This is a genomic window from Bacillus sp. BS3(2021) (genome assembly GCF_021043345.1).
GTDB classification, from domain to species: Bacteria; Bacillota; Bacilli; order Bacillales; family Bacillaceae; genus Bacillus; species Bacillus paralicheniformis.
In genome coordinates, this window is record NZ_JAJNDM010000001.1 from 1 (window position 1) to 12,275 (window position 12,275).

The 12,275-nt window shown below is 44.2% G+C and carries 11 protein-coding genes; 4 read left to right on the plus strand and 7 right to left on the minus strand.

All coding sequences use genetic code 11. The annotated features are described in order from the left end of the window. Window positions 1-326 precede the first annotated feature (326 nt). The 7 genes from gyrA to dnaA all read right to left on the minus strand — a co-directional run bounded on the left by gyrA (window position 327) and on the right by dnaA (window position 9,386). Complete coding sequence (gene gyrA, locus LQ247_RS00005) at window positions 327-2,795, minus strand: DNA gyrase subunit A (RefSeq protein WP_023856793.1); 2,469 nt, start codon at window positions 2,793-2,795, stop codon at window positions 327-329. A gap of 191 nt (window positions 2,796-2,986) precedes the next feature. After that, the gene (gyrB, locus tag LQ247_RS00010; RefSeq protein WP_101561254.1) at window positions 2,987-4,900 is read right to left on the minus strand and encodes a DNA topoisomerase (ATP-hydrolyzing) subunit B; all 1,914 of its coding nucleotides are present in this window, start codon (window positions 4,898-4,900) and stop codon (window positions 2,987-2,989) included. A 60-nt stretch (window positions 4,901-4,960) separates the two neighbouring features. Then, a complete protein-coding gene (remB, locus tag LQ247_RS00015; RefSeq protein ID WP_023856795.1) occupies window positions 4,961-5,203 on the minus strand; it encodes an extracellular matrix regulator RemB in 243 nt (80 codons plus the stop codon). Between the two features lie 17 nt (window positions 5,204-5,220). Continuing rightward, window positions 5,221-6,333 carry a DNA replication/repair protein RecF gene (gene recF / locus LQ247_RS00020; RefSeq protein ID WP_003178089.1) on the minus strand — a complete coding sequence of 371 codons (1,113 nt, stop codon included), beginning with the start codon at window positions 6,331-6,333 and terminating at the stop codon, window positions 5,221-5,223. A 16-nt stretch (window positions 6,334-6,349) separates the two neighbouring features. Further along, window positions 6,350-6,565 (minus strand): S4 domain-containing protein YaaA, encoded by a 216-nt coding sequence (gene yaaA, locus LQ247_RS00025; RefSeq protein WP_003178084.1) that lies wholly within the window; start codon window positions 6,563-6,565, stop codon window positions 6,350-6,352. A gap of 166 nt (window positions 6,566-6,731) precedes the next feature. Further along, window positions 6,732-7,868, minus strand: coding sequence for a DNA polymerase III subunit beta (gene dnaN / locus LQ247_RS00030; RefSeq protein WP_224146244.1), 1,137 nt, complete (start codon window positions 7,866-7,868; stop codon window positions 6,732-6,734). A gap of 177 nt (window positions 7,869-8,045) precedes the next feature. Beyond that, complete coding sequence (dnaA, locus tag LQ247_RS00035) at window positions 8,046-9,386, minus strand: chromosomal replication initiator protein DnaA (RefSeq protein WP_023856797.1); 1,341 nt, start codon at window positions 9,384-9,386, stop codon at window positions 8,046-8,048. A 641-nt stretch (window positions 9,387-10,027) separates the two neighbouring features. Between dnaA and rpmH the strand changes: the two genes are divergently transcribed. From rpmH to jag, 4 genes are all read left to right on the plus strand, one after another. Then, window positions 10,028-10,162 carry a 50S ribosomal protein L34 gene (gene rpmH, locus LQ247_RS00040; RefSeq protein ID WP_003178075.1) on the plus strand — a complete coding sequence of 45 codons (135 nt, stop codon included), beginning with the start codon at window positions 10,028-10,030 and terminating at the stop codon, window positions 10,160-10,162. Window positions 10,163-10,246: 84 nt separating this feature from the next. Next, window positions 10,247-10,606: a ribonuclease P protein component gene (gene rnpA / locus LQ247_RS00045; RefSeq protein WP_020453656.1), complete on the plus strand. Its 360-nt coding sequence runs from the start codon at window positions 10,247-10,249 to the stop codon at window positions 10,604-10,606. A 165-nt stretch (window positions 10,607-10,771) separates the two neighbouring features. After that, entirely contained in the window at window positions 10,772-11,572 is an 801-nt protein-coding gene (spoIIIJ, locus tag LQ247_RS00050; protein ID WP_095291183.1) for a YidC family membrane integrase SpoIIIJ, read from the plus strand. Next, the gene (gene jag, locus LQ247_RS00055) at window positions 11,569-12,192 is read left to right on the plus strand and encodes an RNA-binding cell elongation regulator Jag/EloR (protein WP_020453654.1); all 624 of its coding nucleotides are present in this window, start codon (window positions 11,569-11,571) and stop codon (window positions 12,190-12,192) included. Before spoIIIJ ends, jag begins: the two co-directional genes overlap by 4 nt. Window positions 12,193-12,275 lie beyond the last annotated feature (83 nt).

The following is a 12,275-nucleotide window of genomic DNA, read 5'->3' on the forward strand; positions in this document are numbered from 1 at the left end:
GGCACGCCGCCAGCGTTCGTCCTGAGCCAGGATCAAACTCTCCATGAAGTTTGATAATGACTACGCACATTCGCATGTGCGATTTATTTAATGAATTAACAGGTGCGTTTGTCTTGTTTAGTTTTCAAAGAACTTCGTTGCCGCTCTCAAAGCGACCACTTAAATATAACATTTATGAGACAAGCGGTCAATACTTTTTTTCGGAAAAGTTTTTGTTGTTGCTTTTATAAGCGACCAAAAGAAATTATAGCACATGATCTTTCTGATGAAAAGATCTTATTTGAAAGATTGAATAGAAAAACATGCAGCCATTTGGCTGCATGTTTTTATGATTCGTCTGCTTCCTGTTCTTCTGTATCGTTCTCTTCATCTTTTTCAACTAAAGCGACAGTCGCGACATGCTCTTGTTCACCTAAGCGGATGAGACGCACGCCCTGAGTGACGCGGCCGGTTGTGGAAATATCTTTAATATCCATCCGAATGATCACGCCGCTGGCTGTGATGATCATTAAATCTTCTTCTCCTGTTGTTGCTTTCACTGTCACAAGAGAGCCGTTATTTTCTGTGATTTTGCAGGTTTTCAGCCCTTTTCCTCCACGGCTTTGAACCCTGTATTCTGAAGCCGGCGTCAGTTTTCCGTAGCCTTTTTCAGTTACGATTAGCACATGATAATCCTCTTCCAAAATCTCCATGCCGACGACAACATCGTCATCTGTCAGAGTGATGCCTTTAACACCGGCTGCTGTTCTTCCCATTTGCCTTACATCTGTTTCAGGGAAACGGATCAGCAGACCGTTTTTCGTGCCGATAATAATTTGTTTATTTCCGTCTGTCAGGCGGACGGCCATCAATTCATCCTCATCGCGGAGGCTTAAGGCGATCAATCCGTTATTGCGGATATTCGCGAATTGGGAAAGCGGCGTGCGTTTTGATATTCCGTGTCTTGTCGTGAAGAACAAATAAGACTCGTCATCAAATTCGCTTACCGGGATAATCGCGTTGATCCATTCTCCTTTTTCCACTTCAAGCAGGTTAATAATCGGTATTCCCTTTGCTGTCCGTCCGAATTCAGGGATCTCATATCCTTTCGAACGGTACACCTTCCCTTTATTTGAGAAGAAGAGAATGGTGTCATGGGTGGATGTTGAAATCAGGTGTTCAACGAAGTCGTCTTCATTTGTCCCCATGCCCTGAATGCCTTTCCCGCCCCGTTTTTGGCTGCGGTAAGTGGAAGAAGGCAGACGTTTGATATATCCGTTATGGGTTAAAGTCACAACGATATTCTCGCGCGTGATGAGATCTTCGTCCTCAATCGTTTCAAGGCCTGATGTCACGATTTCTGTACGGCGCTCATCATTAAAGCGCTCTTTAACTTCTGTGAGCTCTTCCCGAATGATTTCAAGAACCTTTTCTTCGTCTGCTAAGATGGCTTTTAACTCGGCAATCAACTCAACAAGACCTTGATATTCCTCTTCGATTTTTTCGCGTTCCAATCCTGTTAAACGCTGAAGACGCATGTCCAAAATCGCTTGGGCCTGTTTTTCGGTCAAAGAAAACTTCTCAATCAATCCGTTTTTTGCGATTTCAGCTGTTTGCGAATTTCTAATTAGGGAAATAACTTCATCAAGATGATCAAGCGCCACTCTCAAGCCCTCAAGAATGTGGGCCCGCGCTTCCGCTTTGCGAAGCTCGAATGCCGTGCGCCTTCTGATCACGACTTTTTGATGGTCAAGATAATGCTCCAGACACTGCTTCAAGCTCAATACTTTCGGCTGTCCGTCAACAAGCGCCAAAAGATTAATGCCGAATGATGTTTGAAGAGCGGTCTGCTTGTACAAGTTATTTAACAGTACATTAGCGTTTGCGTCCCTTCTCAGTTCAATGACGATGCGCATGCCGTTTCGGTCTGATTCATCGCGGAGATCCGTAATGCCGTCGATTTTCTTATCGCGCACTAGATCGGCGATTTTTTCGATCAGCCTAGCTTTATTCACCTGATACGGTATTTCCGTAATTATGATTACCGGTTTACCGGAAGATGTTTCTTCGATTTGAGCTTTGGCTCGAAGCGTAATGGATCCCCGGCCTGTTTCATAGGCTTTCCGGATGCCGCTTCTCCCCAAGATCAGCCCTGCTGTTGGGAAATCAGGTCCAGGAATGATTTCCATCAATTCCGGAAGCGTGATTTCAGGGTTCTTGCTGACCGCCAAGACCCCGTCAATGACTTCACCGAGCTGATGCGGCGGAATGTTTGTGGCCATACCTACAGCAATACCGGCCGCTCCGTTGACAAGCAGGTTTGGAAATCTCGCGGGCATGACAACCGGCTCTTTTTCCGATCCGTCATAGTTGTCCTGGTAATCGATTGTGTCTTTATTGATGTCGCGCAGAATTTCCATTGATATTTTAGACATTCTCGCTTCTGTGTAACGCATGGCCGCAGCCGAGTCGCCGTCGACAGAACCGAAGTTTCCGTGGCCTTGAACGAGCATGTACCGATAGTTAAAATCCTGCGCCATTCTGACCATGGCTTCGTAAACAGCAGAATCACCATGCGGGTGGTACTTACCGATAACTTCGCCGACAATACGCGCGGATTTTTTATACGGCTTATCACTTGTCATCCCAAGGTCGTTCATCGCATACAATATTCTTCTGTGCACCGGCTTCAGACCGTCTCTTACGTCCGGAAGAGCGCGGGAAACAATAACACTCATTGCGTAGTCTAAAAAAGATGTGCGCATTTCCTGACTGATATTGACTTCCTGAACTTGGGGCTTATGTTGTTCACTCATTAAAAAACCTCCCTGGAGAATCTACATGAGTTGTGTGGGAGTAGATTTGTAATTTATACTCTTCAACGAATTAGGCTATTCTCCATTATATCAATAATCTTGATTTTATACACATCAAATGACTAGAGCGCCAAAGGCTCATTCTAGAAAAGACCTTATTTCAATTAAGCGAAAATAAGGTCTTACAATCATTAAATATCCAAATTCTTTACATATCGGGCATTCTCTTCGATAAAGTTGCGGCGCGGCTCAACCTTGTCGCCCATCAGCATTTCAAAGGTTTCATCCGCATCGATCGCATCTTTGAGCGTTACTTGAAGCAATGTCCGCGTTTCAGGATCCATCGTCGTTTCCCAAAGCTGTGTCGCGTTCATCTCGCCCAAACCTTTATAGCGCTGCAGGCCTGGCTTCGGATTTTGCGGAAGCTCTTTTAAAATTTCTTCGAGCTGCTGGTCATTGTACGCATACTCAACGCGTTTCCCCTGCTGTATTTTGTAAAGCGGCGGCTGAGCGATGTAGACATATCCTTGTTCGATGATCTGTCTCATGTAGCGGTAGAAAAAGGTCAGCAGCAACGTTCGGATGTGGGCACCGTCGACGTCGGCATCCGTCATAATCACGACTTTGTGGTAGCGGGCTTTTTCAAGATTGAAATCTTCCCCGATCCCGGTGCCAAGCGCGGTGATCATAGAACGAACCTCATTGTTGGACAAAATTTTGTCCAGGCGTGCTTTTTCGACGTTCAAGATTTTCCCTCTCAAAGGCAAAATGGCTTGGAAATGACGATCGCGGCCCTGTTTTGCCGATCCGCCCGCAGAGTCACCCTCAACGATGTAAAGTTCGGAAATCGTCGGGTCTTTAGAAGAACAGTCAGCCAGTTTCCCCGGCAGATTCGACACTTCAAGGGCGCTTTTTCTGCGCGTCAGTTCGCGTGCTTTCTTTGCAGCCATTCGTGCTCTGGCGGCCATAACCCCTTTTTCAACGATTTTTTTCGCCGAATCCGGGTTTTCAAGCAGAAACTTTTCGAGCGCTTCTGAAAATAGCGCATCTGTTATCGTCCGCGCTTCTGAGTTGCCAAGCTTTGTTTTCGTCTGCCCTTCAAATTGAGGATCCGGATGCTTGATTGAAATGATCGCTGTCAAACCTTCACGGACGTCTTCCCCGCTTAAGTTCGGATCGCTTTCTTTGAAGACACCGTTCCTTCTCGCGTAATCATTGATGACTCTCGTCAAACCGGTCTTAAAGCCGGCTTCATGCGTTCCGCCTTCATACGTATGAATGTTATTGGCAAACGAATAAATGTTGCTGGTATAGCTGTCGTTGTATTGAAGAGCCACCTCGACCGTAATGCCGTCTTTGGATCCTTCAATATAGACTGGCTCTTCATGAACCACTTCCCGTGAACGGTTCAAGTGTTCAACATAGCTTTTAATACCGCCTTCATAGCAGTATTCATTCTTGCGTTCTTTTCCTTCTCGCTTGTCTTCAATCGTGATTTTGACGCCTTTTGTCAAGAAAGCGAGCTCCCGGACACGAGTGGCAAGCGTATCATAGTCGTATTCCGTCGTTTCCGTGAATATTTCCGGATCAGGCTTGAAGTGAGTGGTCGTTCCCGTCACTTCCGTATCTCCGATGACTTTCAAATCAGCTTTCGGAACGCCCCGTTCAAATTCCTGGTAATGGACTTTTCCATCTCTGTAAACCGTTACATCGAGCTCGGTTGAAAGGGCGTTAACAACAGATGCACCGACGCCGTGCAAACCGCCTGAAACTTTATATCCGCTTCCGTCAAACTTTCCTCCGGCGTGCAGGACTGTCATGATGACTTCTACAGCGGGACGGCCCATCTTCTCATGAATACCGACCGGAATCCCCCGTCCGTTGTCTTTTACAGTGATGCTGTTGTCTTTTTCAATTTCGACATTGATTTCAGTGCAGTAACCGGCCAATGCTTCATCGATGCTGTTATCGACAATTTCCCATACTAAATGGTGCAGACCTTTGCCGCTTGTCGACCCGATGTACATTCCGGGTCTTTTCCGCACGGCTTCCAATCCCTCTAGAACCTGTATCTGATTTTCATCGTAATTATTTTGCTGTTCCATTGCCACGCACATTCACCTACACTTTTCTTCAAACATAATAAATTTATAGTTAAGATTCTTTTATGAATCGATTTCCGGCTTGGATTGCGCCCGTTTTTTCAACGTGCCTGAGGCTAAAGGAGAAAAATAAATCGATTGTAATGTGACAACAATTGACTTCGGCGTGCTGTTAGAAGAGACAATCTGCTGTTTTTGCTTGTTTAAAAACTCTTCAACAATCGGCGACGTCTTTGCCTTGTAATCAAAAATAGCCACAATTTCACGCGTTGAGACGACAAAATCGTCACCTAAGTGGATATACAATCCCTCACCCCATTTTCTCAGTCCGATAGCGTGCCATTTTCAACTCGAAAGATTTCCGCTTCGTTTAAGGTTTTATGATCAATTCCATCAACGCTTGTCGTTGTTACGAATGTTTGAACACGGCCTTGAATGGTGTGGAGCAAGTGAGACTGCCGATAGTCGTCCAGCTCTGATAAAACATCATCCAAAAGCAGAATCGGATATTCTCCTATCTCTTCCTGAATCAAATCGATTTCAGCCAATTTAAGCGACAAAGCAGTCGTTCGCTGCTGGCCCTGCGATCCGTAAGTCTGCACATCACGGCCATTGACGTAGAAGAGAACATCATCCCTGTGGGGACCTGACAGAGATACCCCCCGTTCTATTTCTTTATCTCTTAATTTAGAAAACGTTTCTTGATAACTATTGATCATTTTCGACAAATCGGGCGAATCTGATACGTGAAGAGACGTATGATACTTTAACGTCAGCTCTTCCAGACCTCTTGAAATTCCGGAATGAATGGGCTGAGCCCATTTTTCAAGCTGATCGACAAACTGAAGCCGTTTCATCACAACCTTTGCCGCGAATTCCGTAAGCTGTTCCGTCAGCACGTCAAGCATCGTTTGGTCGGTTTGCTTTCTCGTTTGAAGCTGTTTCAGGAAATGATTCCGTTGTGAAAGGATTTTTTGGTAAAGAGAAAGGTCATGAAGATAGACAGGTGATACTTGGCCGATTTCCATATCGAGAAACCTTCTTCTGACCTGAGGACTTCCTTTTACAAGATTTAAATCCTCCGGCGCGAACATAATCGTGTTGACAGCCCCGACATACTGGCTCAGCTTCTGCTGTTCAATATGATTGACTTTACCTTTTTTTCCTTTTTTGGAAATCACAAGCTGAATGGGAACAGAACCGTTTTTTTTAATGACCCTGCCTTCTATTTTAGCATAGTCTTCATCCCATCGTATGAGTTCTTTATCATTTGACGTCCGATGGGATTTCGCCATCGCAAGCACATAGATCGCTTCCATCAAATTCGTTTTTCCTTGAGCGTTCTCTCCGATAATCACATTCACTTTGTTCTCAAATTGAAGGTCAAGGCGCTCATAATTACGGTAAGATGATAATGTAAGATTTTGGATATACAATCAATACCACCTGCTTTTAGCCGACGACTTGAAATGAACCGAATCCTTCAATCGTCACCACATCTCCGACATACAGTTTTCGTCCGCGGCGGTTATCCGGCTCGTCATTGACGAGTACTTCATATTCCGATAAAAACCATTTTGCCATTCCTCCGGACTGAATGACATCCGCCAATTTCAAAAACTGGCCGAGGGTAATCATCTCTGTATCAATAGCCACCGTCTTTGTCATTATATCGACCTCTTTCAATATCACTAATATCTAATTGTACTAAAAAACAGGGAAAGAAGGAAAGGGGAAACTTGCGGTATGAACAACCAAGGCAGGGCGAGAGCGCTTTTCTCCCGAAAAATAAGAGAAGCTGCCGGACCAGCCGGCAACTTTCTATTCCAACAAATTAATACGTCCGGACAGGAAGAATTAATTGGACGATTGAATCGTCATTCGGCGTACGGATCAGAAAAGGCCTCATAGCGCCCGTGAAGCTCACGTGAATATCCTCTCCTTCAAGAACTTTAAGGGCATCCAGCATATATTTCGGACTAAAGGATATCTTTAAGTCTTCCCCTTCAATCTGCTCGGCATTCACCGTTTCGACAACCTTTCCGATTTCCGGAGAGTTTGAAGAAATTTCGATCGACTCATTGGCGGCTGCGGAAAGTTTCACCACGTTGTTTCGTCCTTCTCTCGCCAAGAGCGAAGCCCTGTCGATCGCCTGAAGAAATTCCTTTGTATTGACGATCAGGTTCGTTTTGCTTTCCTGAGGAATCAGGCGGTTTGTATCCGGATAGTTTCCGTCAAGCAGCCTGGAGAAAAACAGCACGTTTTTTGTTTTAAATAACACTTGTGTTTCGGTAATCACAATATCGACTAGCTCCTGATGGTCATCAAGGATCTTGCTCAGCTCGGTTAAGCTTTTTCCTGGGATGACGACATTGTAAGAATTGTCTTCGTTAATGTCGAGCTTAGCTTTTCTTAGCGCCAGACGGTGACTATCCGTCGCAGTGCATATTAATTCACCGTCCGCGACATTCCAGTTTACACCTGTCAAGATTGGGCGTGTTTCTGAGGTGGACACTGCAAAAACGGTTTGGCGGATCAGGTTTTTCAGCAGATCGGTCGGAATTTGAAAAGCGTGATGCTCTTCAATTTGCGGCAAAAGCGGATATTCGCTTGCATCCAAACCGTTTAAGTTAAACTCTGCTTTGCCGGAGCGGATGATCGTTAAGTATTGATTTTGAACCTCGATTTCCACCGTTGACATCGGCAGCTTTTTGACAATTTCACTGAAAAAACGCGCTTGAAGCACAATGCTGCCGGGCTGTTCAATTGTCACGATCTCTAAATCGCCGTCTTCTTTTGGGATAAACGATTCAATCGAAATATCGGAATCGCTGCCTGTCAGAGAGACACCTTCATCAGAGGCCACGATTTTAATACCGGTTAAGATCGGAATCGTCGTTCTTGAAGAAACGGCTTTTAACACATCTTGGACACCTTCGACTAGGCGGTCTTTTTGAATTGTAAACTTCATAATCATCCTCCTTGCGGAAATCTATTAATTATTATGTTTTATAAAAATAGCAGAAGTACTAGTAGGGGCTGTGGATTTGTGGATAAGTGATAAAAACGAACGGAAACACAGCCTATCCACATGTGGACAGACTGTGTAAGGCTATGTTCAAGTTATTCACACTTTCCCGCTCACCATTTATCTCAGCTGCTCTTTAATTTCTTTAATATGCTGCTGGAGCTGTTCATCATCGCTCAGCAGTTTTGATATTTTTTCGTGGGCATGGATGACCGTCGTGTGGTCGCGTCCGCCAAACTCCTCGCCGATCTTTGGAAGAGAAGAATCTGTCATTTCTCTTGATAGATACATAGCGATTTGCCGCGGAAAAGCCACCGATTTTGTCCGTTTCTTCGCCTTGAAATCCTCCAGCTTGATATTGAACTGCTGGCCGACGATTCTTTGGATGTCTTTGATCGTAATGACTTTCGGCTTTGAAGACGGAATGATATCTTTCAAAGCTTCAGCAGCCAAATCGGCGTTGATGTCTTTATTGATCAGGGAAGAATATGCGACAACCCTGATTAATGCCCCTTCCAGCTCCCTGATATTGCTGTCGATCTGATTGGCAATATAAAGCATGACTTCATTCGGGATATCAAGTCCTTCTGCTTTTGCTTTCTTCCTTAAAATCGCAATTCTTGTTTCTAGATCAGGAGGCGTGATGTCTGTGATCAATCCCCATTCAAAACGGGAGCGCAAACGGTCTTCAAGCGTTGGGATCTCTTTTGGAGGCCGGTCGCTGGAAATGACGATCTGCTTTGTTTCTTCATGCAGCGTATTAAACGTATGGAAAAATTCCTCTTGCGTCTGTTCTTTTCCGGCTAAAAATTGAATATCATCTATCAAAAGAACGTCAACATTTCGATAGCGGTTGCGAAAATCGACAGCTTTATTGTCACGGATCGAGTTAATGAATTCATTTGTAAATTTCTCAGATGACAAATAAACCACTTTTGCAGATGGATTGTGATCGATGACATAGTGCCCGATCGCATGCATTAAGTGAGTCTTTCCAAGTCCGACTCCCCCATAAATAAACAGCGGATTGTAAGCTTTCGCCGGGGCTTCGGCCACTGCCAAAGACGCCGCATGGGCGAATCGGTTTCCTGAACCGATAACGAACGTATCGAATGTATATTTGGGGTTCAGCATGTTTTGCGGAAAATCAGCCGGTTCTTCTTTCGACATTTTTTTGATTGGAGACTTAGGCATAAAATCTTCTTCATTTTGATTCTGAGGAATGACAAATTTAATGCTCAATTCTTCTCCTGTCAGATCGTAGATCGTATCGGCGATCAGGTGCAGGTATCTTGATTCAAGCCAGTCTCTGGCGAACTCGTTCGGTGCGGTGATGATCAGCGTATCGCCCTGCAATGAATGGGCCTTTGTCGATTTCATCCATGTTTCAAAGCTGGGCTTGCTCAATTTTTTTTCGATCTGCCCCAAAGCTTGATTCCAAAGATCCGATATGTTTTTCATAATGGCGGTTCGTCCCTCCTTTACCAGCAATATTTGCTCGTCCAACCTGTTATAGAACACAAAAAAAGAGCAAATGGATGAGTCCATTCGTTAATGAAATGTTGAAAACATATAATATAGTAGAAAAACGTCTTTTCGACATTCTTCACAAGATGTGGACAAATTCCTGCACACCCTGTGAAAAAACTTTCCACAACTTATCCACAGTTTGTGGATAATGGATTGGCAGCCAATTTGTTATCAAGAGTTAAAACACAAATATAATATCAGAATAAGCGAGTGGTTGCAATGGTTGCGAGGAACTTATCCACACACTATACAAACTGTTGAAGAAATATTGTCCACAACGGTTAGTTTTGTGAAAATGTTGTCGATAATGACTGTGGATAGAAAAAACGAGGCGAAAGATATCCACATTGGCTTTTTTTTTCGCTTCGTTCATCCCATTTTCCCGCTTCCAAAAAAATCTTTTAAGCTAAAATTGAGGAAAAGTGAAATTAGGCTTTCGAAGAAAATTGATATGTGTTATCCTATTATGGTGCAAAAAAGAAATGTGTGAGCGAAGTTGACAATGAACTGCTCATCCCAATATAATAAATTAGACTGTCTTTAACAGCTATTCCTCGAGGGAGGTGTCATACATGAAAAGAACATTTCAACCAAATAACCGTAAGCGCAGCAAAGTTCATGGCTTTCGCAGCCGTATGAGTTCTAAAAATGGACGTCTTGTATTAGCACGTCGTCGCCGCAAAGGAAGAAAAGTATTATCAGCTTAGGCCACTGAATAATGTCAGTGGTCTTTTTTACATAGAGGAATGACCAGGCCCATTTGCCAGCTTGTTATCGGAGTGAAAGAAGATATGAAAAAGCGAAATCGATTAAAGAAAAATGAAGATTTTCAAAAAGTATTTAAAAAAGGCAAATCGATGGCAAACCGGCAATATGTTTTATATGTGCTTCACCAGCCTGAGGCGAAAGAGTTTCGGGTGGGACTGTCGGTCAGCAAGAAAATCGGAAACGCAGTCGTGCGCAACCGGGTAAAGCGGCTGATTCGCCAGGTCATCCAGGAAGAGCGGGATCTATTAAAACAAGAAAATGACTACATTATCATCGCAAGAAAGCCTGCAGCTGAATTGTCATATGAAGAGACGAAAAAAAGTTTGCAGCACCTTTTCAGAAAGTCGTTTGTCTACCGGAAAAAACCGAATCAGCCATCATAGTCCGGGTTAAAAAGATGTTATGGCCCTCATTTTTAAGCGCTTCCTTTAGCTCCTGAAAAATGTCGTCGCCCATTCGGGGAGAAAGATGATAAAATACGAGAAAGTATGTCTTTTTAATGGTCATAACCGAATAACACCGGTTGAAGAATGAAGATTTAGGAGGAAATATTGTTGAAGAGGCGAATTTTATTATTGTTCAGTATGATCGGCGTTATCGTGCTGTTAGCTGGATGTACGGAAATCAACCAGCCGATCACTGCAGAAAGCGAAGGGTTTTGGAACACGTATATCGTATACCCGCTGTCACAGCTGATCACGTATGTAGCAAATTTAACGAATGAAAACTTCGGACTCGCGATTATCATCGTCACGATCTTAATCAGACTTTTAATTTTGCCGCTGATGATCAAGCAGACGAAGAGTTCGAAAGCGATGCAGGCTCTCCAGCCTGAAATGCAAAAACTTCGCGAAAAATACAGTTCTAAAGATCAAAAAACGCAGCAGAAGCTTCAACAGGAAACGATGGCTCTCATGCAGAAGCACGGGGTTAACCCGCTTGCCGGATGTTTCCCGATCTTAATTCAAATGCCGATTTTAATCGGATTCTATCATGCCATTATGAGAACGCGGGAAATCGCAGAACACAGCTTTTTATGGTTTGACCTTGGGGAGCGTGATCCGTATTTCATTTTGCCGATTCTCGCCGGTGTGTTCACATTCATTCAGCAAAAGCTGATGATGGCGGGAACAGCGCAACAAAATCCGCAGATGGCGATGATGCTTTGGCTGATGCCGATCATGATCGTTGTATTTGCGGTCAGTTTCCCGGCGGCTCTTTCCCTGTACTGGGTAGTCGGTAACTTATTCATGATTGCTCAAACCTTCTTTATCAAAGGGCCTGATTTAAAGGCAGAGAGGCAGGAAGCGGCAGCCGGAGGAAAAAAATCCGGAGGTAAGAAAAAGTGAAGGAACTGACTGCTACTGGACGTACCGTCGATGAAGCAGTGCAATCCGGGCTTGAACAGCTGGGCCTTCATGCAGATGATGTCGAAGTCGACGTAGTTGATGAAGGAAAAAAGGGATTATTCGGCATTTTCGGTCATCGGTCTGCAGTCGTGAACATTCGAGAAAAAATAGACCCGGTTAAAGAAGCAAAACAGTATTTGGAAAATGTGATTTCGAATATGGGAATACAAGCCCAGGTGACGGCAGAAGAGGAGTCAAAACGAGTGATTTTTCAGTTAAAAGGCGATAAAACAGCCCTTTTAATTGGAAAAAGAGGACAAACTTTAAATGCCCTTGAAACGCTGACGCAGCTCGTGCTCAATCGTCATTCAGACAGATATATCCAAGCGGTGGTTGATGCCGAGGGATACCGCGCAAAGCGGAAGGAAACACTCGCTCAGCTTGCATTGAAGCTTGCTGACCAGGCGGCCAGGCAGAAAAAAGACATTCATCTGGAGCCGATGCCTTCCAGTGAGCGCAAAGTCATCCATGATACGCTTGCGGGCTACTCGCAGCATATCGAAACCTATTCTACCGGAGAAGACCATAACCGGCACCTTGTCATCTCATATAAAAAATAACATGAAAACCGAAGTTCCCAAAATTGGGGCTTCGGTTTTTTGCCGTTGCAAAATCGATAAATGCAGACCAAATCGGTTTAAGC

Coding starts and splice junctions, on each gene's coding strand:
- gyrA (WP_023856793.1), bottom strand. CDS start 2,795: ATGAGTGAACAACATAAGCCCCAAGTTCAGGAAGTCAATATCAGTCAG.
- gyrB (WP_101561254.1), bottom strand. CDS start 4,900: ATGGAACAGCAAAATAATTACGATGAAAATCAGATACAGGTTCTAGAG.
- yaaA (WP_003178084.1), bottom strand. CDS start 6,565: ATGACAAAGACGGTGGCTATTGATACAGAGATGATTACCCTCGGCCAG.
- dnaN (WP_224146244.1), bottom strand. CDS start 7,868: ATGAAGTTTACAATTCAAAAAGACCGCCTAGTCGAAGGTGTCCAAGAT.
- dnaA (WP_023856797.1), bottom strand. CDS start 9,386: ATGAAAAACATATCGGATCTTTGGAATCAAGCTTTGGGGCAGATCGAA.
- rpmH (WP_003178075.1), top strand. CDS start 10,028: ATGAAAAGAACATTTCAACCAAATAACCGTAAGCGCAGCAAAGTTCAT.
- rnpA (WP_020453656.1), top strand. CDS start 10,247: ATGAAAAAGCGAAATCGATTAAAGAAAAATGAAGATTTTCAAAAAGTA.